We start from the raw sequence: 26,525 nt of genomic DNA, 5'->3' as shown, positions 1-26,525 counted from the left end.
GCTAGGTTATCCCGCCGCCGGAGAGCGGTCAAACGCCGCCCCGGCCTAGGCGGCGACGAGCGGCTGGACCTGGGCCCAGGCCGCCTGGACGCGGGCAAAGTTGTCGGCGACCGACTCGTCGACCGTCTTCCCCGGGAACGGGTTGAGTTCTAGGACGACGTCGCCGCGGTTCTCGCGGCTGAGGAAGCCGACCTCCAGCAGCGCCTGCAGGGCGACGACCAGTTCCGGCACGTCGATTTCCCCTCCGGGATAGCCGATGGGCGGATGGTTGTCCCCGTAGAAGGGGTCGCTCTTGTCCTTGAGCATGGCGTTGCCCAGGTGGACGCGGTCCAGGCGCGGGGCCACGGTGCGGATCGCCTCGGCGATGTCTTCGCCCATGATGGGGAGGTGGGCGACGTCCAGCTCGATGCCGATGTTGTCCGCGCCGACCTCGTCGAGGATCTCCATGCACTTCTTGGTCGTGCCCATGAGGAAGCACTTGTCGACCTCCATGTCGAAGGGCTCCAGGAGGGCCTTGATGCCGTGCGGCTTCAGCTTGGCGCAGAGCCAGCGGCAGAATTCGACGAAGGCCTGGTAGTTCTCCGGCTTGGCCTCGCGCGGGCGGGGACCGCCGGAGGCGAAGATGAAGCCGGTGGCGCCCATGAGAGCGGCCTGGTCCACCATGTCGGCGGCGATCAGGCGGGCCTGGGCCTGGTCGGCCGGCAGGGTGGAGCAGAAGGAGATCTTCCGCAGGGGGAAATGGTGGGTGGCGAAGACGTTGCGCACCTTGCCGCTTTCCCGGATGACCTTGGCCGTCGGCTCCCGCAGAGGGCCGTAAGGCAGACAGCAGTCTAGGGTCTCGATATCGGCCCGGCGGGCAAAGTCCTGGAGGGTGCGGGCGTGCTCGGCAGAGTCGGCCAGGGACTTTCCGTAAAGCATGTGGTGGACGAGGCCCAGACGGGCGTAATCGCGCAGGGATTCTTTCATTTTTTCTCCGTGGTTTGCAGGGTGGTGCGGGCGGCTTGTTCCAGAAAGATGATGTCGCCGTCCAGGCAAATAAACGTCAGGCCGTCGGCGACGGCCTTTTCCCGGATCTCCGGCGTGGAGCGGACGAGGTGCTGGCCGGAGGAGATGCCCGCCTTGCGGGCCGCCTCCACGACGCGCAGCCGCGCCTCCTGGACGAGGGGGTGGCCGGTTTCTCCCGGCACGCCGTAGGAGCCGCTCAAGTCGTAGGGCCCGATGAAGAGGCCGTCGACGCCGGGGACGGCGGCGATCTTCTCCACGTTCTCCACGCCGGTCTTCGACTCGATCATGAGGACGACGGCCACGCGGTCGTTGGCCTCCTTCACGTAGGAATCGAAGTCGACGCCCCAGTTGTTCATCCGGCCGAAGCAGAAGCCGCGCACGCCCCGGGGGGGATACTTGGCGGCGGCGACGGCGCGCTCCGCCTCCTCCACCGTCTCCACCAGGGGGACGATGACGCCGTGGGCGCCGACGTCCAGGCACTTGCGGATCTCCACCGTGTCGCACCGGCTGACGCGGACCAGGAGGGAGGAGCCGCGCCCATAGACGGCGCGGGCGACCGCCTCCACCGTGGCGATGTCGGCGGCGGTGTGCTCGCAGTCCAGGCCGATCCAGTCGTACCCGGCGTTGGCCAGGATCTCGGCCACTCCCGGGGAGGCCAGCTGGATCCAGGAGCCGTAGGTCACCTGCCGCGCGCGCAGCGCCGCGGCGACGTCGAAGGGAGCGGGAGCTTTAGACCTTTCCGGCACGGACGACCTCCTGGGCTTTGAGTTTGAGCTTCCAGTAGCGGGCCCAGAGCTGGATGACGGAATCGCCTTCCAGGACCAAGTGGGCGGGACCGGCCAGGTCGGCGCAGGCGCGCAAGGCCTTAAGGTAGGGGCCGTCGTTGAAATCGATCTCCATCGTCACCGGGCCGGAGACTTTGAAGGGCTTCACGGAGGAGGCGTCCTTCACCGCGCGGCGCGCGGCTTCCCGGATGCGGGCGGCCGCGACGGCCAGGGGCAGGCAGGCCGCGCCGTCCGGGGACTGGGACTCCTTCACCTCCACCGTGGCGATGCCGGGAATGAGGGCGCGGGCTTCCTCCGCCCCGCCGGAGTCGCCCGTCATGAGGACGGTGGGCACGCCGAAGTCACCCGCGATGGCCGCCTCCACGCCGATCTCGCCAACGGGGATGCCGTTGAGGGTGATCGCCTTGATGTCCGGCTCGTAGGTGTGGTGGAGAACCTGGCCGGTGCCGAGCTTCGAATGGAGGCCGTGCAGGATGAGCCCGGCATCCCCGGCGCGGAGGCCGCCCGCCCAGTCCTCCCGGTAGGGGGGCTTGCCGCAGCAGGCGACGACGCCTTCCGGCAGGCGGTCGAGCCGCAGATTGCGGCCGAACCAATGCTCGTCATAGATCAGGATTTCCCCCGCGCCGCCCTCCTTGAGGCCTTCGACCAGCGCGAGGATCTCTTCCATGAAATAGGCCCGGCCCTCTTCATACTCCCGGTGGCCGGGCTCAACCTGGGCATAACTGACGATTCCGGCGACACCTTCCATGTCGCACCGGATGACAAAACGGGGGGAACTCATCTGATATAACAATGTTATGTTTGAAAGGCTAAGGCAACCATAATTGCAAGTACTCCAAATCGGCCTCCCCTTCCCCTGAAAAGCCAAGGCGAAGACGGTTCACCCCCTCTTTCACCGCGGAAAGAGGGACTTTCCAGGCGCGGTAGTCTTCCGGCTTGCCGATGGCCACGGGGTATTCCGCATGCGGGGCGGAAACATCGGCGTCCGGCTCCAGGGAGACCCCGTTGAGGGTGGCCCGCCATAGGGTCTTCCCCAGGCTGGCCTTGGCCTGGATGCGGAGCCTGCCGTCCTGCTGCCATCCGCCCTCCGGCGGGGCCAGGATGAGCGATTGTTCCTTCACCTCCCCGGAATGGAACAGGGTGTGGAAGGGTTCCGGCTTCCGGTCCGGGGAGAAATAGCGGCAGCCCCAGAAATAGTCCTGCGGCAGCCTGGCCAGGGCGGCCGGATCCCGCAGCACCTTGAAAACGGAATAGGGCGGCTCCGCCCCCTCCCCGCCCACGTCGGTCTTTCCATAGGTGCCCCGGTAGTATTGAAAGTTAAAGACGCTGATCCCGTCCGCCCCCTGGACATAGGCCAGGTGCGCCGCCGTTTCCAATTCCTCCCGGGAGGCGTGGCGGTTGAGGGCATCGCCCGTGGGCGGCTTGGCCGCGATGGCGGTGGCAAAGTGGACCTCGCTGTAGAGGGCGACGGAGTCCGGCAACGCCTTGCGAATGGCCGGGAGGTCCATCTGCATGTCGGTAAAATAGTAGCCGCTGGCGTTGATCATATCGGCGCCCGCCTCCGCCAGCGCGGGCAGATCGACGCCGATCTCGTCATAGCTCTGCGGATAGCCCGGGACGCGGACGCAGAGCCAGCGGTGCGCGCCGGGCTTGGCCGTCTCGTCCAATAGGCGGCGGACCCGGCCGACGAACTCGGTGACGATCTGCCGCCGCTGCGCCAAGGAGGAGCGGACGGGATTGAAGAGGTAGGGCGCGCGCATGAAGTCGAGCTCCAGCCCCTCGAAGTCGTAGTTCCGGCACAACTCCTCCAGGAGCCGGTATTTGTATTCCCGCACCTCCGGGTGGCTCCAGTCGAAGGCGTAGCGCATGGAGCCCTTCATCTCCGGGCCGATCCGGTATTCGGGATGGTCGGCGAAGAGGGGGAATTCCTCCATCGCCTTTTCCTGAGCCGCCGCGTCACCCTGAACGCCCCTGCCCCGGTAGATGTGGTGGACGTCATTCATGCGGATGGAGAGGAAGGGCGTCTCCCCGCTGGCCCGGCACTGGTCAATGAAGACCCGCACCATGTCCCCGCCGTTCAGGACGTAATTCTCGTAGGCGTCGGGCTTTTCCCCCCGCGCCTTTTTCCAGGCGACGTACCTCGCCATAGGCAGGAACTGACTGGGCCACCACGGCACCCAGCCCAGGCCGGGCTGGAGCATGTGGACGTCGATCCCCTGCCCCGCCGTCTCGATCACGGACGCGCGGATGTCGTCGTCGGTGATCGGCTTGTGCCGGTCGGGCCGGAACGGGCTGGGACAGCTCAAGAGATTCGTCGTGTCGTTGCTGAAGATGACGCGGAACGGCGCTTTCTCCGCCGCCGTGGCGCAAAGCGCGCCGCAAAGGAACGCCGCGCCGAGGAATAAGGCCTTTCTTTTCATGAAACCGGGTCAGGGCAGCCAAACGTCGAGGTAATAGAGCTTCACCGGCTCCCCGCTTTCCAGGAGGAGGCGCAGGACGTTGGGCCCCTCCTTCGGGAGCGCCGCCGGGACCTTCCAGGCGCGGTAGTCCTCCGGCTTGCCCACGGCCACGGGATATTCCGGATGCGGGGAGGAGACGTCGGCGAAAGGCTCCAACGGGACGTTGTTGAGGTAGGCCTGCAGCTTGGCCCCCTTCAGGTCGGCGGTGGCCTGGACGCGGAGCCGCCCTTCCTGCTGCCAGCCGCCCTCCGGCGGCGCCATGTCGAGCGTCAGCTCCTGCGGCTTGCCCGCCTGGAGCGGCTTGTCCAAAGGCAGGTCCTTCCGGTAGGGCGTGCTGTAGATCCAGCCCCAGAAATAATCCTGCGGCAGCTTGGAGAGGGCCGCGGGATCCCGCAGCAGCTTGAAGACGGAATAGGGCGGTTCCGCGGATTCCCCGCCCACGTCGGTCTTTCCGTAGGTGCCCCGGTAATACTGGAAGTTGAACGCGCTGACGCCGTCGGCCCCGCGCGCGTAGGCCAGGTGCGCCGCGGTCTCCAATTCCTCCCGGCTGGAACGGCGGAAAAGGGTCTCCGTGGGGGTCTTAAGCCCTTGGCCCGTGGCGAAGTGGATCTCCTCGTAGAGAGCCGCCGACTCCGGCAGTTCCTTGCGCAGCTTGGCCACGGGGATCTGCATGTCGGTGAAATAGGAACTGCTGGCGTTGACCATGTCGACGCCGGCGGCGGCCAAGTCGGCCAGGTCGATGCCCATTCCGTCGTAAGTCTCCGGATAGGCGGGGATGCGGACGCAGAGCCAGCGATGCACTCCCGGCTTGGCCGTCTCATCCAGGAGCTGGCGGACCTTTTTCACGAAGCCGGTGAGGATCTGCCGCCGTTCGGCGGAAGTGGTCCGGGCGGGGTGGAAGAGGATCGCCGCCCGCATGAAATCGAGCTCGAGCCCGTCGAAGTCGTAGTTCCGGCACAGCTCCTCCAGGAGGCGGTATTTATAATCGCGCACCTCGGGGCGGCCCCAGTCCAGGGCGTAAGGCAGAGCCTTGTTGCCGGGGACACCGGGACCGATGCGGAATTCCGGGTGGTCGGCAAAAAAGGCGAACTCCTTCATGGCCTTCACCTTGTCCGCCTCCCCTTCCGCCTTGGAACGAATGCCCCGTCCTACATGGTGCAGGTCATTCATCCGGATCGAAATGAAGGGCGCCTCCCCGCTGGCACGGCACTGGTCGATGAAGACCCGCACCATGTCCCCGCCGCCCAGCACATATTTCTCGAAGGCGTCGGGCTTGCGGCCCTGTGACTCCAGCCAGGCGACGTGATCCTTCATCGGCAAAAACTGGCTGGGCCACCACGGCACCCAGCCCAGTCCGGGCTGAAGCATATGGACGTCGATCCCCTGCCCCGCCGTCTCGGTCACGGAAGCGCGGATGTCCGCGTCGGTGATCGGGCCTCCTTTTTGGGGACGGAACGGGCTGGGACAGTTCGGAATATTAGTGGTGTCGCTGCTCAGCATGGTGCGGAACGGCGGCTTTTCCGCCCACGCCGCCCCCGCCGCCAGGAAAATCCCCAAGACAAGCGCCAAAGTCCGTTCCGTCCGCATAGATGCCCCTTCCGTTTGATTTTTTTAGGGTGGAAAACAATTCGCCGAGAAAAGCGAAGATGATATAACGCCCATAACGCAGTATTTACAATAATTAATGCTCAAGATGCGAACGCTCCTTTTTTTCAGTTTTCTTTGGGTGGCCCACGCCTTTGCCATCGAGCGGCCGGATGTCGTCGTCGCGGACTTTGAGGGGGATCATTACGACGGGTGGACGGTGGAGGGAGACGCCTTCGGCACCGGGCCCACCCGGGCGGAACTGCGCGGCCAAGGGCCGCCCAGCGGCTGGCTGGGCCGGGGCTTCGCCGACTCCTTCGTAAAGGGGAACGAGGGGACCGGCACGCTCCGCTCCGCCCCCTTCCGCATCGAGCGGCATTACCTCAACTTCCTCATCGGCGGGGGCAAGGACGTCGAGCGCCTCGGCCTCCGGCTGAAAGTCGACGGCCAGACCGTCCTCACCGCCACCGGCCCCAATGACGCCACGGGGAAGATGCAGCGGCTGGACTGGCACGCGTGGGACGTCTCCGCCTGGGACGGGAAAGAGGCGACGCTGGAACTCTTCGACGCCTCCACGAACAACGCCATCCTCCTGGACCAGATCGTGCAGAGCGATGCCGACTTCACCCGCATGCGGGCCTCCCGCGACCTTCGCGTGGAACACGACTGGCTCCGCATCCCGGTGAAGAACGGCGCACGCCACACCCTGATGCGGCTCTCGCGGGAGGGGGAGCTGCTGCGGGAATTCGAAGTGGAACTGGCCGACGGCGCAAAGCCCGATTTCTGGGTCTACGAAAACGTCGCCCCTTTCCGCGGGCAGACGCTGCGGCTGGAGCGGGACTGGCAGCCGCCCCGTGGCGACGGGTTGGCGGCCGTCGAGCAGGTCGACGCCTGGCCGGAACCCGGCCTTTACCGGGAGAAATACCGGCCTCAGTTCCACTACACCTCCCGCCGGGGGCGGCAGCTCGATCCCGTGGGCCTGGTCTACGCCAACGGGGAGTTCCACATCTTTTGCGAGCACTTCTCCTACGGGCTGAAGCGGACGGCCATCCGCAGCTGGGGCCACGCGGTGAGCAAGGATCTCCTCCATTGGACGGAGCTGCCGGACGCCGTCTACACGGACCGCTACGGCACCGTCTATTCCGGCAGCGCCGTGGCCGACGTGAACGACACGGCGGGCCTGGCCACCGGCCCGGACAAAGTCATCGCCTGCTTCTACACCTCCGCCAGCGGGATGAATCCCGCCTCCTACGGCCAGCTCACCTCCCAGTCAATGTGCTACTCCCCGGACAACGGGAAGACCTGGATCAAACACCCAAAGAACCCCGTGGTGCCGAACGTCTACGGCGGCAACCGCGACCCAAAGGTCATCTGGCACGAGCCGAGCAAGAGCTGGATCATGGCCCTCTTCCTCAAGCCGGGCGTCTACACCCTGCTGCGCTCCCCCAATCTGACCGAGTGGACCCGCCTTTCCGACATCTCCCTGCCCGGCGTCATCGAGAACCCCGACCTCTTCCAGCTCCCCGTCGACGGCGACCCGCAGGAAACCCGCTGGGTCTTTTGCGCCAACGGCAATTACTACGTAGGCCAGTTCGATGGGAAAGCCTTCATCCCCGAAGGACCCGTGTGGAGCACCCCGTGGGAAGGCGTCTACGCTCAGCAAACCTTCAGCAACTTCTCCGGCCGCCACGTCCAGCTGGGCTATCTCCAGGGCGGCAAGTTCCCAGACATGCCCTTCACCCAGCAAATGACCGTCCCCCGGGAGATCACCTTGGCTCGCGGCCCCTCCGGCCCGGAGGTCCGCATCCAGCCCGTCCCCGAATTGGAACTCCTGCGCGGGCCCACGCATGTATGGGCCGCGGGCGGAGCCGCGCCCGGCTCCAATTTCCTGGAAGGTTTCACGGCGGAACTCCTCGACCTGGAGCTGACCCTCGACCCCGGCGAGGCCAAGAAAATCGTCCTGACCGTCCACGGCCAGCCGATCACCTATGATGCCGCCGCCCACACCCTATCCGCCTTCGGCCGCACAGCCCCCTACCCGGCGGGACAGCCGCTTAGCCTGCGCGTCTTGGTCGATCGGGCCTCCATCGAAATTTTCGGCGCGGCAGGCCGGACCCTCCTGGCCGCGCCCTACCTCATCGATCCCTCCCAAATCGGCCTAAGCCTGCAGGCAGATCATAAAATTAATGTCCGTGAAGCAAAGGCCTGGTCCCTGGCCTCGATTTGGCCCCAACCATAAGAGATCGGTTTAAAATTTTGCAATTTAAGCGAATATTTGCGTCGACAAGCTGTTATTTCAGGTTCACCCTGGGGAGGTGAAAGCGTTATTTCATGTTTTCCTAGCGCTGGGGATCGTCATTTTGACAAGCGCCCCCCTTCACGCGAGCGATTACACGTGGTCCGGGCCGTCCAATACGTCCTACGACACCGCCACCAACTGGACCGTCGGCGGCAGCCCGGCAACCGTTCCTCCCGGCGCCGGTGATAATTTCACCGTCAGCACCAACACCGTCATCAATCTGGGGAACAGCGATTACTCCATCAACAACATCACGAACAGCCAGACCCTCCAACTCAATTACGTCGCGGCGACGCCCATCACGTACAATATTCTGGGCTCAATCTACGACCAACTTGGCACGCTCTCTTTCCGCGGCCAATACCTGACCGTTAATCTGAGCGGCAATGCCTATATTTCCACCGGCGCGGGGCTTTTCTTCGGCGCGGGGGCCAGCGGCTACACTCCCGTTGCCACCGTCTCCCAATCCCATAATTCATCCATCATTTTTGCCTCCAGCGGCTCCGCCCTCGCCAGCAACCTTCTGTTCAATTCTGCCGCCAACTACAACGTCGGCACCCTCGATTTCGGCAGCTGGACCAACACCAAATACGTCTATCTCGATGCCAATGCCATTGGACAAACCAGCAGCAGCGCCCCCATCATCGCCACCGTCGGCGGGTTGAGCGGCTCGAGCGGTTCGATCCAAATCTACGGCGCCCAAGACTTGAGCACGAGCGGATCGGCGCTCCATGGCGCTCACTACGTCACCCTGAACATCAGCAACACCGCTGATTATGCCACCACCGCCGTCATGGCTGATTATGTCACGGGTTCCGCCGGCGCCATGACCAACGCCTACACCAACTCCGTTCTCTCCGTCACCAAGACCGGCACCGGCACGCAGAAATTCTCCGGCGCCAGCACTTACAGCGGCGGCACCACCGTCCAGCAGGGCAGACTCGTCGTAAACAACACGACCGGCAGCGGCACCGGCACGGGCGCCGTCACCGTCTCCAACGGCGCCACCCTGGCCGGAACCGGCATCATCGCCCCCACCGCCGGGAACAACGTCACCATCAACGGCACCCTCGCTCCCGGCGACACCACCGGCACCCTCACCTTCAACCTATCCTCCGGCAGCAAACTGGCCTTCGGCAGCGGCTCCACCCTCTCCCTGACCCTCGACACCGCTTCCAGCTCCGTGGCGTTCTCTTCGGCGGGCGACTGGCTCACCGGCTCCGGCAACGTCTCCCTCTCCCTGAGCCTGGGCACCGGCTTCAGCTACTCGAACACCTATAATATCTTCACCGGCGTCACCACCACCGGCTTCACCTTCGCCTCCATCACCGGGTACGACACCAGCAGCTACACCGCCAACGTCACCCAAAGCGGCACCGCCTACACCCTTTCCTTCAGCGCCGTGCCGGAGCCGTCCACCTACGCCTTTCTCATCGGCGGTTTAGCCCTCTTCGTCCTCTCCCGCCGCCGCATGGCCGCGACCTTCCAGGATTAACCCATGAAACGTTCTTCCTTCCTATTGGCGGGGTTCCTTGCCCTTCTTGCCTCCGCCGCCCAGGCCGCCGACTACGGCTACATCGGCACGAACAACACTTCCTATGACGCCACGACCAGCTGGAGCGACGGGGTGGTGCCCGGAGCGACCGACAACATCACCGGCTTCAGCACCGCCAACGCCTCTATCACACTCTCCACCGCCGCCCACTCCATCAACAACATCACCCAGGCCACGGCCTCCCAGGTGAACACCCTTTTCTATGGCGGCACGGCGGGAACCTACAACGTCCTGGGCACCCTGACGGTTAGCAATAGCGCCTCGCTCATCTTCCGCGGCAACGGCCTCTCCCTCACCCTCCACGACGTCGTGATCAACGGCGGCAACCTCGACATCGGCGGCGTCGCCAGCACCTACACCGGCATCGGCAACCTCAGCCAAGCCGGCACGAACAGCATCACCCTGACCGGCAGCTCCGCCAACAGCGTCCTCTCCATCAACGTCACCAACAGCTATAGCCTGGGCGCCCTAAACTTCGACGGCAGCAACTCGAAGAACGTCTACCTGGACGCCAACACCAACGCCACCGCCATCACCGCCACCGTCGCTGGCCTCAGCACGGCGGACGGCTCCTCCGGCACCACCCGCATCTACGGCAGCCAGGATAACGCCACCGCCGCCAGCCACGGCGCCCACAACGTTACCCTGAACATCAACACCACCGGCGCGAACACCTACGCCACCAGCGCCCAGCTGATCGACTACCAGCCCACAGTCAACAGCAACACCGCCTACACCAACTCCGTCCTCTCCGTTATCAAGAGCGGCACCGGCACGCAGAAGCTTTCCGCCGCCAGCACCTACAGCGGCGGCACCATCGTCCAGCAGGGCAAGCTCGTGGTGAACAACGCGACCGGCAGCGGCACCGGCACAGGCGCGGTCACCGTCTCCAACGGCGCCACCCTGGCGGGCACCGGCATCATCGCCCCCACCGCCGGAAACAACGTCACCATCAACGGGACCCTGGCTCCCGGCGACACCGCCGGCACCCTCACCTTCAACCTATCCTCCGGCAGCAAGCTGGCTTTCGGCAGCGGCTCCACCCTCTCCCTGACCCTCGGCACCTCCTCCAGCGAGGTCTCCTTCAGCACCGCCGGGGATTGGCTGACCGGCTCCGGTAACGTCTCCCTTTCCCTAAGCCTCGGCACCGGTTTCAGCTATTCGAATACCTACAACGTCTTCGACAACGTCACCACCACCGGCTTCACCTTCGCCTCCATCACCGGCTACGACACCAACAGCTATTCCGCCAGCGTCGCCAAGGTGGGCAATAGCTACACCCTTTCCTTCAGCGCGGTGCCGGAGCCTTCCACCTACGCCCTCTTCATCGGCGGCCTGGCCCTCTTCATTCTTTCCCGCCGCCGCATGGCCGCCACGTTCCGCGGCTAAGGCTTGAAAGCGTTCCTTCCCCTGGCCTGCTGGCTGGCGCTGACGGCAACGCTCCGCGCCGAACAGGCTCCCCCCGCCCCCCCGATGGCGGGCACGCCCGTCACCAAGGAATTCACCCTGGAACACGGCTTCCTCCTTCTGCCGGTAAAGAACGGCGGCGCGCGGCGGCATGTGAACGTTATCGTCGACGGCCAGCCGCCGATTCCCCTGGAGGTCGAGCTGGCACAGGACGAGCCCGATTGGTGGGGCACCCTTGACCTCTCTCCCAGCGTCGGGAAAGCGGCCCGCATCGAGTTCCAAGTCCTTCCCGGGGAAACTCAGCCGAAGGCCGCCTTTCAACAGGCCGACCAGCCGTGGAAGCCGAAGCACGTCTATCACGAGACCGATCGCCCCGCCTTTCACTTCACCTCCCCCACCGGCGCGATCAACGACCCGAACGGCCTCATCTACCTGGACGGGGCCTACCACATGTTCTACCAGCTCAACCCGCTGGGCATGATCGGTTCCAACAAATCGTGGGGCCACGCCACCAGCCGGGATCTGGTTCATTGGGAAAACCTGCCCCCCGCCCTCTATCCCGATCCCTTCGGCCAAATCTACAGCGGCAGCGCGGTCCTGGACGCCCGGAACACCAGCGGCCTGGGGAAGGAAGACTCCCCCGCCGTGGTCCTCATCTACACCGCGGCCGGAAAGCCCCTGACACAGCAGAACCTGGCCTACTCCCTCGACGGGGCGAAAACCTTCGTCAAATACGAGGGCAATCCCGTGGTCCCGCAGATCCGCGGCGGCAATCGCGATCCGCGCGTGATCTGGTATGAGCCGGGGAAGCATTGGGTGATGGCCCTCTTCATCGGCATGCCGCCCCAGCCCGGCGCCGCTCCCGGCCAGGAAAAGACAATCCATTTCCTGACCTCCCCCGACCTGAAAACCTGGAAGGACGCCTCCACCCTGCCCGGCTACTATGAGTGCCCGGACATCATCTCCCTGCCCCTGAACGGGGACGCGCAGAATATCCGCTGGGTGGCCACCCAAGGCGACGGCCGTTACCAGGTAGGCACCTTCGACGGGGAAACCTTCCGCCCGGAAACCCCCATCCTTCCCAGCCACGAGACCGACGGCTACTACGCCAGCCAAACCTTCAACAACCTGCCCGCCACGGAATCCCGCTGCCTTCAGATCCAGTGGCTGCGCGGCCCCCGCAATCCGAAGGACTCCTTCAGCCAGATGATGAGCGTCCCCTTGAGCCTCTCCCTCCGCGCCACGCCGGAAGGACCCCGGCTTTCCAGCCTGCCGGTGAAGGAAATCGACGTCCTGCGCGGCGCTCCCTCCCTTTCCCTCACCACCGCCGCGCTGGGGACCGCCAATCCGCTGGCCGCCGTCAGCGGCCCTTATGACATCGAGCTGGACGTGGTGCCGGAAGGGGCCGGCGTGACCCTGGCCATCGGGCCGACGCAGTTCCACTACGATCCGGCCAAACAGGAAATGTCCTGCATCACAAAGGCCAAGACCGTCACCGCCAGGCTTCCCCTGGAAAACGGCCACCTGAAATGCCGCGTCCTGGTCGACCAAGGCTCCATCGAACTCTTCGCGCGGGATGGCCTCTCCGTCTGGCCCTGCCGCAGCTACCTCCCCGCCTCCAGAGGCTTCTCCCTGACGGGAGAAGGGCAGATCGCCTCCCTGACCGCCTACCCCATGCGCTCCATGTGGGGAGAGGCTCCCCCCCGCGCCGACTAAAGGCCGCCGGTAAAGACCGTGTGGATCATCTGCAGCGGCACGGTAATGATCGCCGTGCCGATGCTGGGCTTATTCACATGGGAGGAAATGAGGATGCCGTCCCGGAACTGCACCTCCGCCACGCGCGGGATGAGGGGAGCGCGGTTCATGTCGAAGGCCAGAAGCGTGCGCGGATCGGGCACGCAGACCTGCGCCTGCTGCTCCTCCAGCGCGGAGGCGTCCTTCACGCGGAAGGTGAAGCGGACCGGCACCACGGGGCGGAAAAGGATGCCGGGGTATTTCCCCTCCTTCTCATAGACAGGCTGCCGGGTAGGCCCCTTTTCCAGGGAAGGCGCCATCTTCATCCGCAGCCCCAGCTTGGCCAATTCCTGCCGGACGCGGTCCGCCTTATCCGCGTCGAAAGGGTCGAAGGAATAGTTGAAGGAAGCCTTCTCCGGCGCAGCGCCCGGAGCGTCCAAGGTCACGGAAACGGGGCTCATCTGCGCGATGGTGAGCGCCGCCGGAGGGGAGGAGGAAGTCGTGGCGGAGGTGGCCGTGTCCAGGAGGCCCTTGCCGTTGACCGTGATTCGGTCGTCCACATCGTCCAGGAAACTGTTGTCCGGGCGGAAATAGAAGCGGGCCGCCGGATCGGCCAGGAGGTCGACGTCGACCGTCACCGTCCAGCTCGGCGCGGCGTATTTGCCCGTCAGATGGATGCGCCCCTCCGGCAGATAATAATACTGCCCGTAGAGGGGGCGCGTTTGCAGCCTTTCCGTGTGGGTGGCGTCAAAGCTGTCGAACTCGGAGCAGCCCGCCGCAACCAGCAGCAGGCCCAGGCAAAGAAGGCGCGCGATCATCGAAGCCGATACTGTAAGCCCTTTCCTCTCCTTGGCAACCGTTGCGCCCGGCCGGGAATGGGCTAAGATACAGGCATGAGCATTCTGAACGAATTCAAGCAATTCGCCCTCAAGGGGAACGTCGTCGACCTGGCGGTCGGTATCATCATCGGCGGCGCGTTCGGCAACATCGTCAACTCCGCCGTCAACGACCTCATCATGCCCATCGCGGGCCGCTTCGTCGGCAACGCCGATTTTCATAACCTCTACGTCCCCCTTTCCGCCAAGGTGCCCTTCGGCCTTTCCCTGGAGGACGCGCGGAAGCTAGGCGCCGTATGGGCCTACGGCAACTTCCTGACCGTGACGCTCAACTTCGCCATCCTGGCCTTTTGCGTCTTCCTTTTGGTGAAGGCAATCAACACCGCCCGCCAAGCCCTGCACGTGGAGGAACAGGCCGCCCCCCCGCCGGGGCCGTCCCCGGACGTCGTCCTCCTCACGGAAATCCGGGATCTCTTGAAAAAGCCTTAAGGAAACGCCATACCGGAAGGGATGTGGTATCTGCCCGGCCCCAACTTCGGCTACACGCTGATCCGCATCGACGCGCATCCGTGGAAAACCCTCCTGACCATGAAGGAGGTCCTCAAGCTGGATCCCGGCTCCCTTCTCTTCACCGGCGCGGACGCCAAGACCCACCGCAATTACTGGCTGGAGCGCCACCCGGAGCTTTTTGAGGAAAACCGCTCGCCCGTCTTCGAGCTGGATACGACGCCCGTCCATCCCCACTCCGTCGAGTCGGCCCCCCGCCGCCCCTTCCAGCCCTGGAAGGCGTCTTAAGCCCCTAGGCCTCCATGCCAAAGGCCTAGGGCCAATCTCCATTTAGAAAGAGGCGCGCCCTAGCTCGGCCAGCTTGTTCCGCAGCGTCAGCCGGGAGATTCCCAGCCAGCGGGCGGCCAGCGATTGGTTCCCCTTGGAGCGGGCGATGGCCTGCATGATGATCTCCCGCTCCGAAAAACGCATCACCTCCGCGTAGGCCGCGGGCTTTCCATCCGCCGCCGCCCGGTCGAGAGCGCGCGCCACCTCGTCCCGCAGCGGCGTGGCATGATCCCGTCCCAGGCTTGGCTCCCCCACCAGCGCCTGCACCATCTCCAGGGAAATGGCGTAGCCCCGGGAAGCCAGGATAGCCTGGCGGACAAAGGACTGGAGCTGCCGGACATTGCCGGGCCAAGCCTGCTTCTGGAGGTATTCCACCGCGCGGGGCGTGATGCCCGGCTGCTGGAGTCCCAGATCGCGCGCCTGGTGGACGATGAAATGGGCGACCAGCTCCGAGATATCGTTCGGCCTTTCCCGCAAAGGCGGCAGGCGTACCGTCGCGTCGCTCAGGCGGTAGTAAAGATCCTCCCGGAACAGCCGTTCCTGGATGGCCTGCTCCAAATTCAGGTTGGTGGCGGCCAGCACGCGGACGTCGACAGGGATGGAATCGTTGCTCCCCAGCCGTTGGATCACCCGCTCCTGGAGGGCGCGCAGGAGCTTGGACTGGGTGCCGGGCGTCAGCTCCCCGATCTCATCCAGGAAAAGCGTTCCCTCATGGGCCTGCTCAAAGCGCCCGATGCGGCGCGCCTGCGCGCCGGTAAAGGCCCCCCTCTCATGGCCGAAAAGCTCGCTCTCCAAAAGCGTCTCCGGAATGGCCGCGCAATTCACCACCACGAAGGGGCGGTCCCTTCGGTCCCCGTGCTGGTAGATGGCCTGGGCGGCCAGCTCCTTTCCCGTGCCCGTCTCACCCCGAATGAGGACGGTGACGGGCCGGGCCGCCACCCGGCCGATTTCTTTAAATACGCGCTGCATCGCCTCGCTATGGCCGACGAAGGAGATCCCCTCCCCGTTGCGCCCGCCCACCCGGACCTCCTGGCTGCGGATGCGGCTGTTCGCCACGGCTTTCTGCACCACTTCGATGAGCTCGCCGATCTGCACCGGCTTCAACAGATAGTCGTATGCCCCGCGCTTCATCGCCTCGATGGCGGTCTCTGCGGAACCCTGTCCGGTCAGGAGTATGACCGGCACGCGCGGATTGCTCCGGTGGAGGCGGTCCAGGACGCCGAGGCCGTCCAATCCCGGCAGTCTCACGTCGCTCAGCACGGCGTCGAACTGCTCCTCCTCCGCGGCGTCGGCGCCGGCATCCCCGCGCTCCTCCCAACGCACCTCATGCCCGCAGGAAAGAAGAGCCGCCTGGTAGATGCCCCCCACCGCGCGGTCGTCCTCGATAATCAGGATGCGGGAGAGCGCAGGCATGCCGCCTTTCTAGGCCTCACGGCCTTTCCGCAGGGGCAGCTCGATCCGCACCAGGGTGCCGGAGCGGGGAAAATGGTGGATCTGGAAGCTCCCGTCCCGGCTTTCCACCAGGATCTTGGCCAGGGTCAGCCCCAGCCCTAGGCCCTGTGGGGACGTCTCAGACGGGGATATGCCCCCGTAGCCGTAATCTCTCACGCAAAGCTCCGCGTAGCCTTCCCCCCGGACGGCAAAGACCTTAATCGGGCTTCCCGGCGGAGAGTAGCGGCAGGCGTTCTCCACCAATTCCCCGACGATGCTGGCCAGTTCGTCCTTTTCAAGGGGCAGAAAGCCGTTTTCCACATGGCAGTGCAGGTCCGCCTCCCGGCCATGAAAGCGGGCCATCTCCCGGGCCAGCCCATCCACCTGTCCCGCGTGGACAAAAGGCTTCTCCTCCCGCCCCTCCCCCAGCGGCCGGCTTACGGCGCCCATGGAATTATTTTTCCAGCACTTCTGGGCCATCGACACCAGGCGGCGGGCCATGGTGTCGGCATCCTCCGGCTTGCGGGCCGCGTGCGGCGTGGCCAGCCCGTTCAGAAGCAAGGGCCGCCGCGCCAAATAGGCCCGCACCACCGTGGCCAGCGCCCGCTCATCCAAGGGGAGGCGCAAAAATCCGTCTACGCCCGGCTGCTCATGCCCTTTCCAGCGGTTCCGCTGCCCGGAAATCATCAGGATAAGCGCCTCGCGGCCCCGCTCCACCTTTTCCCGGAAAAGCCGGGCCAGATTATGCCCGGCTTGCGGGGGCTCCCCCGGCCGGTCAGCGCAAAGAATGACCGTCGGGGGCCGGCGGCGCGCCAGGGCCAATCCCGCCGCCGCGCTCCGCGCGCTGGCGGAAACCAGGCCGATGCCCTCCAACACGCCTTGAATTTGCCGCCGCACGACACTCTCCGGATGAATGACAAGCGCTGTATCCATATTATATTATTTTTGGTGTACATTTGGAAGGCTTGTTTCGTGCCAAAAAGAGGGGAAAACGTAAAAACCCTTTAAAAAAGGGCTAAATCACTCCGTCACGGTATTCGACGCTGACCAGGCAGACGTCGTCCAGGAAACGGCGGCGGGGAGATTGGCTGCGGACGGCTTCCTGAATCGCGTCCAGAAAGCCGGACTCGGGCACGCCCAAGCTGGAATCGACGACGCGGAGCAAGTCGGGCTTGTCCCAGTTCTGCCCGGAGTCGAGGTCCAGATCCAAAAGGCCGTCCGTGTAGAAGAGGAGGCGATCCCCCTTTTCCAGGCGGACCTCCGCGCAGGGGTAATCAATCTCCATCGCCATGCCCAGGGCGCCCGGCGGCGGCCCGGCGGGCGCGGGCAGCTCGCTCACCAGGCCGGACTTCTTCTCGATATGCACCGGCGCCGGATGGGCGGCCAGGGCGTAGCGCATCTTGGCGGACTGCGCGTCGAGGAGCGCGTAGCAGGCGGTGACGTAAAAGGGGTGGGAGGCCTGGCCGAATATCTGGCAGAGGCGGCGGTTCATCTCCCGCAGAAAGACGCCTGGCTCCGTGGCGAAGCGCTGCAGCTCGTCCACCAGAATGCGCTGCACGACGGTGATGAGCGCGGCAGAGACGCCGTGGCCCATGACGTCGCAGATGAGGAGGCCCACCTGATGCTTGCCGATCGGCAGAATGGAGAAGAAATCCCCCCCGACCGGGCCGATGGGCAGGTAGCGGTGCGCGAAGGCCCATTCTCCCGAACCCTGCAGGGTGCCGCGCAGAAGGGCCTGCTGCACCTCGCGGGCCAGGGTCAGCTCCTGGTCCAGCTGGACCTGCTTCTGCGCCAGATCCCGGGCGTAGCTGCGGAGTTTCTCCTCCTTGTTGTACAGCTCCGTGATATCGCGGGAGATGCCGCAGATGCCCACGACGCGCCCCTGAGCGTCGCGCAGGGGCACCTTCGTCGTGGAGACCCAGGCGGTCCGCCCGTCCCGTAGGACTTCCCGCTCCACCTTGCCCACCATGGGCTGATTGGTGGCCAGGACCCGCTCCTCGTCCGCTCGGGCCACGGAAGCGTGCTCATGGGCGAAGAAGTCGAAGTCGCTCTTTCCCAAAATCTCCGAGAGGCTCTGGAAGCCCATGTTCGCCACCACCGCCTCGTTGGCGAAGATGAAGTTCCCCGCCGCGTCCTTGAAGAAAACGCGGTCCGGCGTGGTCTTCAGGAGGACGGAGAGGAGCTGGTGGTCAAAGGAGTTCATGGACAAAGCGCCACGGCGCGGATCGGGGAGCCGTCCCCACCCTCGAGCTTCAAAGGGAAGCCGATGAAGGTGAACTGGTCCGGAAGGGCGTCCAGGTTGGCCAGCGCCTCGACGATGACGACACGGAAGGGATCCCGCTGGAGGGCCTGGTGAACGGCGCAGGCGTGGCGGCCCGGAGTCGGCGTGTCCATGCCCAGAAGGCGGACGCCCCGCCCGGCGACGTAGGCGGCGGCCTCCTCCGTCATGCTCGGGTAATCGGTGAAGAAATCGGGCTCGCGGAAGCGGCGGTGCCAGCCCGTTTCATAAAGAACCCGCGCGCCGGGCGTCAGCCGCTCCTCAAAAGCCCGGAAGTCATCCACCGTGATGTCCTCCTTGGGCCCCTTCGGGATGCGCAGCACGGTGGCGGGACCGTAGAACCATTCCAGCGGCATTTCCTCCGTCGTCAGCCCTTCCGGCATGAAGTGGCGCAGGGCATCCAGATGGGTGCCCTGGTGAGTGCCTATTTGAAGGAGGGAGACATTGCACTCATCCTTGCCGATGACCGCGTGGGGCGTGCGGCGGAAAGGAGGGTCTCCAGGAAAGCTAGCTTGGCCGTCGCGCAGGGAATGGGTCAGGTCAATGAACTTCATCCAGCCCAAAGGGGGAAATCCATGGTGCGCCAGCGCATCCCTTGAGGCAAGGGTTACTTGTCCAATTCCGCCTGGATCGCGGCGGCCAGCGCAGGGTCCTGCGGCGTGACCTTGCTCGGAAAAACGGCGACGACCTTCCCCCGCCGGTCGACGAGGTATTTCGTGAAATTCCACTGCGGCGCCTCCCGTCCGTCCGTGAGGAAGGCGTAGACCGGGCTCTGGCCGGGCCCCTTTTTCGTCACGACCTTCTCGAACATCGGGAAGGTGACCTGATAACGGCTGGAGCAGAATTTGGCGATCTCCTCCGGCGAGCCCGGCTCCTGGTGGCCGAAGTCGTTGGAAGGAAAACCGAGGATGACGAAGCCCTGGTCCTGGTAGCGCTTGTAAAGCGCCTCCAGACCCGCGTATTGGGGCGTGAAGCCGCACTTGGAGGCCACGTTCACCACCAGCGCCACGCGCCCCTTATAGGCGGCCAGAGACTCCGGCTCCCCGGAAAGAGTGTGGGTTTCCAGATCATAGAAGGAAGCCCCCTCCCCGCGAGCCGCGGAGACGAGCCCCAACGCCAACGCCAAGACACTAAGAAAACGCATCCGGCCACGCTGCCATCCCGGGCCGTTTTATAAAAGGTTGCGTTTTTTGTTGCGGGGACGGGCCCGTTTTCGTATTAAATCCGGTTCTGCCATGCCGCGATAGCTCAATGGTAGAGCAGTTGACTCTTAATCAATTGGTTGTAGGTTCGAGTCCTACTCGCGGCACTCTTCCTGCTTCTTTCCAGGCATCCGCATGAGACTTCAATTAGACATCCCCAAAGAGCGCGAGGCCGAATTCCACGACCTCATCGCCAAGACCGGCTCCAAGGACGCCGCCGCCCTCGTGAACCACGCCCTTTCCTTCTTGGAGCTTTGCCTCGAGGAGCGCCAAGCCGGCCACAAGATCGCCTCCATCGATCCGGCCACGAAGAATTACAAGACCCTGAACTTCCTTTCCGAAGCCAAGCGTTCCCAGGCCACGGGGAGCGAAGCGGCCCAGACTCCCACCCCCAGCCATACGCAAGGCAAGTAGCGGCAACGCCTCTTTTAAAAACAAAAAGCCACCGGCCCGCTAGGACCGGTGGCTTTTTGTTTTGCGGGGAATCGGCCCCGTTACCGGGCAGAGGTGCCCAGCGGCAGCGATTCAGGCTTGGCCCCTTCACCCGCGGCCTCGTCGAAACGGTGCTTGCGCGACTCGAGGAAGACGACCAGGTCGTTCAGCTCCTGCGGGGTCAGATTGCCCGCGAAGCCGGGCATGCCAATGCCGCCGTTGTTGATGCGGATGACCAGCTGGTCCCGGGTGGCGCGGTCGCCGATGTAGGTAAGGTCCGGCCCCTTGCGGCCGCCCTCTCCCGCCATGAGGTGGCAGTTGATGCAGCTCTTCGACTGGAAGATCTCCCCGCCGCGGTAATGGGCGGTGCCGGGCGTTCCCAACACCTCCGCGGAAAGCGGCTTGGGGTGGAAATTCGGCGTCCAGCTCATGTGCATGGCCGAGATCCAGAAGCCGAACACGAAGAGGACGGCCGTGACCAGGGCGATGACGGAGAGCGGGCGGCGGGCCGGATGGCGCTCGCCGCTGTTGCTCAGGATCGGGATGCAGAATAGAAGAAGGCCGATGACAAGCGGCGCGCCCAGGATGATGTAGTCCTCCAGGGCGGTGTTCGCCAGGGAAAGGACGGCGAAGTACCAAAGGAGATACCAATCCGGCGCGGGAGCGGTGTCCAGGATGCTCGGGTCGGGCGGCACGTCGACGGGCGGCGGGCCCAAATACCAGGCACAGAAACAGATGACGAGGGTGGTGGCCAGGGCGAAGAAGGAGTCGCGCCAGGCCATTTCCCAGAAGGGAATGCCGGTCTTCTCCAGGCGCGCATGGTATTCCTCGCGGTAGGTCTTCGGATCGACGATCTGGCCGACCTGGGGCATCTCCGCGATGCCGTGTTTCATGACCAGCAGGAGGTGGAGGCCGATGCCCGCGAAGAGCAGGCCGGGCACCACGAAGACGTGGATGGCGTAAAAACGGCCCAAGGTGGCGCCGCCGACGGCGTCGCCCGCCATGATGAAGTGGGCCAGCCACTTGCCGACGAACGGCACGCGGCCCGCCTGCTCCGCCGCGACGACGATCGACCAGACGGCGTTGCTGTCCCAGCGCATCAACTGGCCGGTGAAACCCATGACGATGGTCAGAGCCAGCAGCGCGACGCCGCTGAACCAGTTCATCTCGCGCGGGAACTTGTAGGACCCGTGGAGGAAGACCTGCCCCATGTGGATGCCGACCAGGAGCACCATCCCCGACGCGCCGAAGTAGTGCATGGCGCGCAGGAAGCGGCCCAGGGGGGCCACGTTGGTGATGTACTGAAGGCTCTGGTAGGCGTCGCCGCTGGAGGGGATGTACGCGAAGGCCAGGCCGACGCCCGAAGCCACCTGGATGGCGAAACAGAGCAGCGTGGCGCTGCCGAAGACGTACCACCACTTGGCGTCGCGCGGAGCCAGGTGAGTCAGCGAAGGGCCGAACATGGCCCACAGGCCGGTGCGGTCCTCAAACCAAAGGACGAAGCGGACGAGGAGATTCTTTAATTTTTCGAACATGGCTTATCCAATCGGGACTTCCTGGGTCTGAAGCTGCAACTCCCCGTTCTCGATGCGGACGTTGTAGCGGGAAAGGGCGCGCGGGGGCGGGCCTGCGGCCACCGAGCCGTCCGAGTAGTAGACGCCGCCGTGACACGGGCACATGAACAGGTTGGCGCTGGCGATCCAGCGGACCGGGCAGCCCAGGTGGGAGCAGTTCACCGCGAAGGCGATGAAATCGTTCTCCCCCGTGCGGCGGACGTAGGCGCCGTTGTTGGCGGTGACGCCGGCCCAAGGCAGCGGAGACGGGTCCTTGTAGGTGACCTGGATGGTGTCGCCGATCTTGAACTGGCTGACGGCCCCCAAGGAGACCCACTCCCGCTTTTCCGGGGCGAAGATGGGGGCGACGACGAAGCCGGCGACGGGCACGCCGATGGCGGCCGTGGCAATGGCGCCGGGCACGATGGAAAGAAGGGCCAGGAACTTGCGCCGGTTCATCTCCTGGACGGAAATGGGCTCGCCGGACTGGGGAGAGCATCCGTGGCCGTGGCCTTCACCGTGGCCGTGATCGGAGCAGCAGCTCATCTTAGTGGGTCCTCCAGTCCTTGCGGATCTCGGAGATCCAGATGCAGATGGAGGCGATCATGAAAGCCAAGCCGGTCAAGGAGACGAGCCAGTGCGTCGTAAAGCCCCAGACCAGGAAAACGATGCCCGCCGACATGAAGATCGGCGAGAAGGTCGGGGGAGGGATAAGTTCCGGCTGCGGCTTGTTCCAGTTGGAACGGTCACCGGTCGGAGCGGGGGAGGGAGTTCCGTGATCCATAAAAAAGCTTAGTGGGCGGGAGCGGAGGAGGGTTGCGGGCGGCTGTTGTACCACCGCGCGAAGACGACGCAGATGGCCCCGGCGTAGATCAAGCAGGCCGGAACCCACATGAGGAGGCCGCCGAGCTGCTGGTCGACCGAGGTGCTCATGCCGAGGGTCTCGCGCAGATAAGGCATCACGCCCAGCGGATCGGGCGCGGTGAGAAAGGAGGGGCAAACCGAGATGGGCGAAAAGGTCAGGTAAACACCCAGGAGGGTGCAGGCCAGACAGCCGGTGAAGAGGTAGCCGATGGAGGGCAGAGCCTCCATGCGGACGGACGCCGGAGCGGCGACGGGCCACCAGAAGCAGGCGCCCATGAAGAGAAGGCTCAAGGTCTGGAAATCGGCCACCATGGAGACGGTCTGGGAGGCGACGCAGAACCGGGGCACGTGCCAGAGCCACATGGCGCTGCTGCCCAGGAACCAGCCGACGAGCGGGTAGCCGAAGACGCGGGTGAAGCGGGCGAAGGCCGGATGGCGCAGGGCGGCCTGCCACTGCTCCCCGGAGAAGCTCAGGAGGAGGAAGCCCGGCACGATCAGGAGCAGGACCAGGTGCTGCACCATGTGGGCGCTAAAGAGGTAGCCGTAGGCCAGCCGGTGCAGGGGGGAGACGGTGGCCAGCAGGAAGAAGGCGAGCGCGGCGGCAAAGCACCAGGCCCGGCCCGTCAGCCCGCCGGAGCGGCGCTGGCCGCGCACGTAAAAGAAGGCCGCCGCCAGGGCGATCAGCCACATGGGGGAGGTCCAGTTCCACTGCTGCAGAAGGACGGAGAGCGGAGAGGTCATAGGGTGTGGAAGAGCAGGCTTTTGATGTAGATGAGGGAGAAGAGGACGACCCAGACGACGTCGACAAAGTGCCAGTACCAACCGGCCGCTTCCACGTGCTGGATGCGCTGCGGACTGTCGAGATCCCCTTTCCAGCCCAGAATGAGGAACACGATCAAGGACACCAAGCCCATGAAGACGTGGAACCCGTGGAAGCCCGTCAGGGTGAAGAAGGTGCTGCCGAAGATGTTCCGGCCCACGGTGACGCCGTCATGGAAGAGTTCCGCGTATTCGTAGCCCTGGCCGCCCAGGAAGATGAAGCCGAGGATGATGGTGGCGATCATCCAGCCGACGAAGCCCCGGCGGTTCTTATGATGCAGGCACTTTTCCGCGAAGAACATCGTCACTGAGCTGGAGAGCAGCGCGATGGTGAAGAAGAGCGTGCGCCCGAACTTGAGGCTGCTGGCGGCGGTGGGACCGTCGATCTGGCGGGAGTTGAACAGGATGTAGGCGCTGATCAACATGGTGAAGAACATCGCTTCCGAGGCGATGAAGAAGATCATGAGGACCTTGTTCCGGTCCATCTTCACGGGGGGTTCGTCCCGGACGGGCTCGCGCTTCCAATCCGGATCGTGCGGGTTGTTCAGGTCCCACAGCGGGCGGCGGCCCTCCACGGGCGGGACCAGTGCGAAGTTGTCGTGCGGGGGCGGGGACGAGGTGGCCCACTCCAGGGTCCAGGCGTTCCAGGGGTTGTCCCCGGCGATCTTGCCCCGGTAGAGGCTGACCACCAGGTTCCAGACGAACGGCAGGGTGCCGACGGCCAGGAGGAAGGCGCCGATGGTGGAGATCATGTTCAGCAGGCCCCAGCCCGGCAGGTCCGGGTAGGTGTAGATGCGGCGCGGCATGCCCATGAAGCCCAGGAAGTGCTGGACGAAGAAGGTCAGGTTGAAGCCGATCATCGTGCCCCAGAAGTGCCAGCGGCCCAGGCTCTCGTCGAGCATGCGGCCGGTCATCTTCGGGTACCAGTAGTAGATGCCCGCGAAGAAGCCGAAGATGGTGCCGCCGAAGAGGACGTAGTGGAAGTGGGCGATGATGTAGTAGCTGTCGGTCACCGCCCAGTCGATCGGGGTGACGGCCAGGGTGATGCCGGAAAGGCCGCCGACGACGAAGATGATGAGGAAGCCGAGGCAGAAGAGCATCGCCGTGGAGAAGCGGATGCGCCCGCGCCACATGGTGGCCGTCCAGTTGAAGATCTTCACGCCCGTCGGGATGGCGATGAGCATGGAGGCCAGGGAGAAGAAGGCGTCGGCGTAGAGGCCGAGGCCCGCGGCGAACATGTGGTGCGCCCAGACGCCGAAGCTCAGGAGGGCGATGGCCAGCGTGGACCAGGCGACGAAGGCGTAGCCGGTGATCGGACGGCGGGAGAAGACGGGGATGACTTCCGAGATGATGCCGAAGGAGGGCAGGATGAGGATGTAGACTTCCGGGTGGCCGAAGATCCAGAAGATGTGCTCCCACAGGAGGGGATCGCCGCCCTGGGTGTGCTGGAAGAAGGAGCCGTTCAGGAGGCGGTCCGCGATGAGCATGACCAGGCCGGAGTTGAGCGCCGGAAGGGCCAGGATGACCAAAATGGAGGTCATGAAGGACATCCAGACGAAAAGCGGCAGGCGGGGAATGCTCATTCCCGGCGCGCGGAACTTGATGACGGTGACGATGATGTTGAAGGCGGAGCCGACGGAGCCGATGCCCGCCGCCAGGAGGCCGAGGGCCCAGTAATCGGGGCCGAGGTTGGAGGTGAAGTTGTGCTCGCTGAGGGGGGCGTAGCTAAACCAGCCGACGGAGGGCGCCGCGCCGGTCAGGAAGCTGAAGTGGAGCATGACGCCCGAGAAGGGCAGCATCCAGAAGCTCATGGCGTTGAGGCGCGGGAAGGCGACGTCCCGCGCGCCGATCATGAGGGGAACCAGGTAGTTCTGGAATCCGGCCAAGGTCGGCATGCCCACCAGGAACACCATGGTGGTGCCGTGCATGGTGAACATCTGGTTGAAGATGGTTTCCGACAGGAAATGGCAGTTCGGGTAGGCCAGCTGCGCGCGGATGAGGAGAGCCTCCACGCCCCCGATCACCAGGAAGAAAAGGGAGGTGACCAGGTACATGATGCCGATCTGCTTGTGATCGACGGTCGTCAGCCACTCGAAGAGGCGGCTGTGGTAGCCGCCGTGGCCATGCCCGTGGGCATGGGCGTGCGCGTCGGCGGTGTGGGAGAGGGCGGGATCGGTCATTTCAGCGTTTCCAAATAGGCGACGAGGTCGCTCGTTTGCTCGGGGGTCAGGTGGAAGTTGGGCATGTTGCAGCCTGGCTTGAAGGCCTGCGGGTTGGCCATCCACTTGTAAAGGTCTTCATGGGTGTTCTTCAGGACGCCCGCGCCGAGGGTCTGGCGGCTGGCCAGGTGGCTCAGGTTGGGGGCGTAGGGCGCGTCGCTGACGCCTTCCACGGCGTGGCAGGTGCCGCAGGTCTGTTCCTTGTAGACCTGGAGGCCGCGGGCCACGTCGCCCTTGGCGGCGATCGCGTCGGAGGTGGGAGCCGGGCTGGCCGCGTCGGAAAGCTTGGCGACCTTGTCGCTGGGCATGAGGGTGTTGATGACCGGCGTGGCGCCCTTGGTGCCGCCGCCCAGCTTGGCCGCCAGGGGGATGGGCTGGCCCAGGGGGCGCTCCGCGCCGGAACCGGCCGGATGCTGCGGCGTCTGCTCGCCGGAATTCGGGGCGATGACGGGGGCCGGACCGGCCTCCGCGCGGGAGACGAGCGGAGGGGGCAGCGGGCCGCGGGACTTCTGCTTGGCGACCCAGGCGTCAAAGTCGGCGGGCGACTCGGAGACCAGGAGCAGGCGCATCCAGGCGTGCTGGTTGCCGCAATACTGGGCGCAGGCCCCAAGATATTGGCCGATGAAGGTCGATTCCACGCTCAGCAGGCTGTGGTGGCCGGGAATCATCTGCTCCTTGCGGCCCAGCTCGGGAACCCAGAAGGTGTGGATGACGTCGTTGGACTCCAGATCGACGACCAGCGGGCGGCCGGTGGGGACGTGGATCTCGTTGGCGGTGACGACGCCCAGCTTAGGATAGCGGACGTCCCACCACCACTGGGCGCCGGTGATGACGATGTCGGGCTCGACCTTATGGCGCGGCTCGCCGCCGTTGGGGCCGAACATGCTCTTCACCGTCCAGTAGCCCAGGAGAACGCAGATGAGGGCCGGGATGATCGTCCAGGTGATCTCGTAGTTCTTATTGATCTGGTGCTGATCGGGCTCGCCGTCCTCCCCTTCCTTGTGGCGGAATTTCCAGATGGAGTAACCGACCCACACCGTCACGATCACGAAGATCACGCTGCAAACGAGCAGGACGTTGATGAAAAGGGTGGTGATTTCCTTGGCTTGAGGCGAGGCGTTCGAAAACGTGGATAAAGTGATGTCCGGCAGCATGGAAAAGGGGTCAGGCAAAACAGGCGTGCATCTGAAAACTTTAGAACCATCAACTAACCAGTCCCTTTTTCAAAA

24 protein-coding genes and 1 tRNA gene are annotated in these 26,525 nt (G+C 64.8%); 8 read left to right on the top strand and 17 right to left on the bottom strand.

The window, feature by feature from the left end:
- Nucleotides 1-45 precede the first annotated feature (45 nt).
- From PW734_09730 to PW734_09710, 5 genes are read right to left on the bottom strand one after another with little or no spacing between them, the layout of a single operon-like run.
- Nucleotides 46-966 (bottom strand): sugar phosphate isomerase/epimerase, encoded by a 921-nt coding sequence (locus PW734_09730; protein MDE1171470.1) that lies wholly within the window; start codon nucleotides 964-966, stop codon nucleotides 46-48.
- Nucleotides 963-1,751: an aldolase/citrate lyase family protein gene (locus PW734_09725; protein MDE1171469.1), complete on the bottom strand. Its 789-nt coding sequence runs from the start codon at nucleotides 1,749-1,751 to the stop codon at nucleotides 963-965. Before PW734_09725 ends, PW734_09730 begins: the two co-directional genes overlap by 4 nt.
- Nucleotides 1,735-2,571 (bottom strand): M55 family metallopeptidase, encoded by an 837-nt coding sequence (locus PW734_09720; protein ID MDE1171468.1) that lies wholly within the window; start codon nucleotides 2,569-2,571, stop codon nucleotides 1,735-1,737. The genes PW734_09725 and PW734_09720 overlap by 17 nt, the downstream gene beginning before the upstream one ends.
- Nucleotides 2,572-2,599: 28 nt before the next feature.
- Entirely contained in the window at nucleotides 2,600-4,210 is a 1,611-nt protein-coding gene (locus PW734_09715) for a hypothetical protein (protein MDE1171467.1), read from the bottom strand.
- A gap of 9 nt (nucleotides 4,211-4,219) precedes the next feature.
- A complete protein-coding gene (locus PW734_09710; protein ID MDE1171466.1) occupies nucleotides 4,220-5,818 on the bottom strand; it encodes a hypothetical protein in 1,599 nt (532 codons plus the stop codon).
- Between the two features lie 157 nt (nucleotides 5,819-5,975).
- Between PW734_09710 and PW734_09705 the strand changes: the two genes are divergently transcribed.
- From PW734_09705 to PW734_09690, 4 genes are all read left to right on the top strand, one after another.
- Nucleotides 5,976-8,072: a glycoside hydrolase family 32 protein gene (locus PW734_09705; protein MDE1171465.1), complete on the top strand. Its 2,097-nt coding sequence runs from the start codon at nucleotides 5,976-5,978 to the stop codon at nucleotides 8,070-8,072.
- 121 nt (nucleotides 8,073-8,193) lie between these two features.
- Nucleotides 8,194-9,627, top strand: coding sequence for an autotransporter-associated beta strand repeat-containing protein (locus PW734_09700; GenBank protein ID MDE1171464.1), 1,434 nt, complete (start codon nucleotides 8,194-8,196; stop codon nucleotides 9,625-9,627).
- Nucleotides 9,628-9,630: 3 nt separating this feature from the next.
- Nucleotides 9,631-11,076 carry an autotransporter-associated beta strand repeat-containing protein gene (locus tag PW734_09695; GenBank protein MDE1171463.1) on the top strand — a complete coding sequence of 482 codons (1,446 nt, stop codon included), beginning with the start codon at nucleotides 9,631-9,633 and terminating at the stop codon, nucleotides 11,074-11,076.
- 3 nt (nucleotides 11,077-11,079) lie between these two features.
- Complete coding sequence (locus tag PW734_09690; GenBank protein MDE1171462.1) at nucleotides 11,080-12,810, top strand: glycoside hydrolase family 32 protein; 1,731 nt, start codon at nucleotides 11,080-11,082, stop codon at nucleotides 12,808-12,810.
- Here PW734_09690 and PW734_09685 read toward each other — a convergent pair.
- A complete protein-coding gene (locus tag PW734_09685) occupies nucleotides 12,807-13,646 on the bottom strand; it encodes a hypothetical protein (protein MDE1171461.1) in 840 nt (279 codons plus the stop codon). The two genes, PW734_09690 and PW734_09685, sit on opposite strands and share 4 nt — an antisense overlap.
- A gap of 75 nt (nucleotides 13,647-13,721) precedes the next feature.
- On the opposite strand from PW734_09685, the gene mscL reads away from it, so the two are divergent.
- Both mscL and PW734_09675 read left to right on the top strand, forming a co-directional pair.
- A complete protein-coding gene (gene mscL, locus PW734_09680; GenBank protein ID MDE1171460.1) occupies nucleotides 13,722-14,153 on the top strand; it encodes a large conductance mechanosensitive channel protein MscL in 432 nt (143 codons plus the stop codon).
- A gap of 21 nt (nucleotides 14,154-14,174) precedes the next feature.
- Nucleotides 14,175-14,459, top strand: a complete 285-nt coding sequence (locus PW734_09675) for a hypothetical protein (GenBank protein ID MDE1171459.1) — start codon at nucleotides 14,175-14,177, stop codon at nucleotides 14,457-14,459.
- Nucleotides 14,460-14,501: 42 nt separating this feature from the next.
- Here PW734_09675 and PW734_09670 read toward each other — a convergent pair whose 3' ends face one another.
- The 5 genes from PW734_09670 to PW734_09650 all read right to left on the bottom strand — a co-directional run bounded on the left by PW734_09670 (nucleotide 14,502) and on the right by PW734_09650 (nucleotide 19,351).
- Nucleotides 14,502-15,911, bottom strand: coding sequence for a sigma-54 dependent transcriptional regulator (locus PW734_09670; GenBank protein MDE1171458.1), 1,410 nt, complete (start codon nucleotides 15,909-15,911; stop codon nucleotides 14,502-14,504).
- Between the two features lie 9 nt (nucleotides 15,912-15,920).
- Entirely contained in the window at nucleotides 15,921-16,862 is a 942-nt protein-coding gene (locus PW734_09665; GenBank protein MDE1171457.1) for an ATP-binding protein, read from the bottom strand.
- Nucleotides 16,863-16,944: 82 nt separating this feature from the next.
- Nucleotides 16,945-18,132, bottom strand: coding sequence for a SpoIIE family protein phosphatase (locus PW734_09660; protein ID MDE1171456.1), 1,188 nt, complete (start codon nucleotides 18,130-18,132; stop codon nucleotides 16,945-16,947).
- Nucleotides 18,129-18,761, bottom strand: a complete 633-nt coding sequence (locus PW734_09655) for a cyclase family protein (GenBank protein ID MDE1171455.1) — start codon at nucleotides 18,759-18,761, stop codon at nucleotides 18,129-18,131. The genes PW734_09660 and PW734_09655 overlap by 4 nt, the downstream gene beginning before the upstream one ends.
- A 53-nt stretch (nucleotides 18,762-18,814) precedes the next feature.
- Nucleotides 18,815-19,351: a glutathione peroxidase gene (locus PW734_09650; protein MDE1171454.1), complete on the bottom strand. Its 537-nt coding sequence runs from the start codon at nucleotides 19,349-19,351 to the stop codon at nucleotides 18,815-18,817.
- 93 nt (nucleotides 19,352-19,444) lie between these two features.
- Here PW734_09650 and PW734_09645 point away from each other — a divergent pair.
- Both PW734_09645 and PW734_09640 read left to right on the top strand, forming a co-directional pair.
- Nucleotides 19,445-19,516, top strand: a tRNA-Lys gene (locus tag PW734_09645).
- 28 nt (nucleotides 19,517-19,544) lie between these two features.
- Nucleotides 19,545-19,823 (top strand): hypothetical protein, encoded by a 279-nt coding sequence (locus PW734_09640; GenBank protein MDE1171453.1) that lies wholly within the window; start codon nucleotides 19,545-19,547, stop codon nucleotides 19,821-19,823.
- 80 nt (nucleotides 19,824-19,903) lie between these two features.
- Here PW734_09640 and PW734_09635 read toward each other — a convergent pair whose 3' ends face one another.
- Genes PW734_09635 through coxB form a run of 6 tightly spaced genes read right to left on the bottom strand, consistent with a single transcriptional unit; the run spans nucleotide 19,904 to nucleotide 26,450 of the window.
- A complete protein-coding gene (locus PW734_09635) occupies nucleotides 19,904-21,376 on the bottom strand; it encodes a cytochrome b N-terminal domain-containing protein (GenBank protein ID MDE1171452.1) in 1,473 nt (490 codons plus the stop codon).
- Between the two features lie 3 nt (nucleotides 21,377-21,379).
- Nucleotides 21,380-21,940, bottom strand: a complete 561-nt coding sequence (locus PW734_09630; protein ID MDE1171451.1) for a Rieske 2Fe-2S domain-containing protein — start codon at nucleotides 21,938-21,940, stop codon at nucleotides 21,380-21,382.
- Nucleotide 21,941: 1 nt separating this feature from the next.
- The gene (locus tag PW734_09625; GenBank protein ID MDE1171450.1) at nucleotides 21,942-22,178 is read right to left on the bottom strand and encodes a hypothetical protein; all 237 of its coding nucleotides are present in this window, start codon (nucleotides 22,176-22,178) and stop codon (nucleotides 21,942-21,944) included.
- Between the two features lie 8 nt (nucleotides 22,179-22,186).
- On the bottom strand, nucleotides 22,187-22,999 hold the full coding sequence (locus PW734_09620) for a cytochrome c oxidase assembly protein (GenBank protein MDE1171449.1): 813 nt from the start codon (nucleotides 22,997-22,999) through the stop codon (nucleotides 22,187-22,189).
- Nucleotides 22,996-25,257 (bottom strand): cytochrome c oxidase subunit I, encoded by a 2,262-nt coding sequence (gene ctaD / locus PW734_09615; GenBank protein ID MDE1171448.1) that lies wholly within the window; start codon nucleotides 25,255-25,257, stop codon nucleotides 22,996-22,998. Before ctaD ends, PW734_09620 begins: the two co-directional genes overlap by 4 nt.
- Entirely contained in the window at nucleotides 25,254-26,450 is a 1,197-nt protein-coding gene (coxB, locus tag PW734_09610) for a cytochrome c oxidase subunit II (GenBank protein ID MDE1171447.1), read from the bottom strand. Before coxB ends, ctaD begins: the two co-directional genes overlap by 4 nt.
- Nucleotides 26,451-26,525: the final 75 nt, after the last annotated feature.

It is taken from the genome of Verrucomicrobium sp. (genome assembly GCA_028283855.1).
Lineage (GTDB): Bacteria > Verrucomicrobiota > Verrucomicrobiia > Methylacidiphilales > GAS474 > GAS474.
The sequence above is the reverse complement of the archived record's forward strand: the minus strand, read 5'-3'. Positions and strand labels throughout refer to the sequence as shown.

Coding starts and splice junctions, on each gene's coding strand:
- PW734_09730 (MDE1171470.1), bottom strand. CDS start 966: ATGAAAGAATCCCTGCGCGATTACGCCCGTCTGGGCCTCGTCCACCAC.
- PW734_09720 (MDE1171468.1), bottom strand. CDS start 2,571: ATGAGTTCCCCCCGTTTTGTCATCCGGTGCGACATGGAAGGTGTCGCC.
- PW734_09715 (MDE1171467.1), bottom strand. CDS start 4,210: ATGAAAAGAAAGGCCTTATTCCTCGGCGCGGCGTTCCTTTGCGGCGCG.
- PW734_09695 (MDE1171463.1), top strand. CDS start 9,631: ATGAAACGTTCTTCCTTCCTATTGGCGGGGTTCCTTGCCCTTCTTGCC.
- PW734_09685 (MDE1171461.1), bottom strand. CDS start 13,646: ATGATCGCGCGCCTTCTTTGCCTGGGCCTGCTGCTGGTTGCGGCGGGC.
- mscL (MDE1171460.1), top strand. CDS start 13,722: ATGAGCATTCTGAACGAATTCAAGCAATTCGCCCTCAAGGGGAACGTC.
- PW734_09675 (MDE1171459.1), top strand. CDS start 14,175: ATGTGGTATCTGCCCGGCCCCAACTTCGGCTACACGCTGATCCGCATC.
- PW734_09670 (MDE1171458.1), bottom strand. CDS start 15,911: ATGCCTGCGCTCTCCCGCATCCTGATTATCGAGGACGACCGCGCGGTG.
- PW734_09665 (MDE1171457.1), bottom strand. CDS start 16,862: ATGGATACAGCGCTTGTCATTCATCCGGAGAGTGTCGTGCGGCGGCAA.
- PW734_09660 (MDE1171456.1), bottom strand. CDS start 18,132: ATGAACTCCTTTGACCACCAGCTCCTCTCCGTCCTCCTGAAGACCACG.
- PW734_09655 (MDE1171455.1), bottom strand. CDS start 18,761: ATGAAGTTCATTGACCTGACCCATTCCCTGCGCGACGGCCAAGCTAGC.
- PW734_09650 (MDE1171454.1), bottom strand. CDS start 19,351: ATGCGTTTTCTTAGTGTCTTGGCGTTGGCGTTGGGGCTCGTCTCCGCG.
- PW734_09640 (MDE1171453.1), top strand. CDS start 19,545: ATGAGACTTCAATTAGACATCCCCAAAGAGCGCGAGGCCGAATTCCAC.
- PW734_09635 (MDE1171452.1), bottom strand. CDS start 21,376: ATGTTCGAAAAATTAAAGAATCTCCTCGTCCGCTTCGTCCTTTGGTTT.
- PW734_09630 (MDE1171451.1), bottom strand. CDS start 21,940: ATGAGCTGCTGCTCCGATCACGGCCACGGTGAAGGCCACGGCCACGGA.
- PW734_09625 (MDE1171450.1), bottom strand. CDS start 22,178: ATGGATCACGGAACTCCCTCCCCCGCTCCGACCGGTGACCGTTCCAAC.
- PW734_09620 (MDE1171449.1), bottom strand. CDS start 22,999: ATGACCTCTCCGCTCTCCGTCCTTCTGCAGCAGTGGAACTGGACCTCC.
- ctaD (MDE1171448.1), bottom strand. CDS start 25,257: ATGACCGATCCCGCCCTCTCCCACACCGCCGACGCGCACGCCCATGCC.
- coxB (MDE1171447.1), bottom strand. CDS start 26,450: ATGCTGCCGGACATCACTTTATCCACGTTTTCGAACGCCTCGCCTCAA.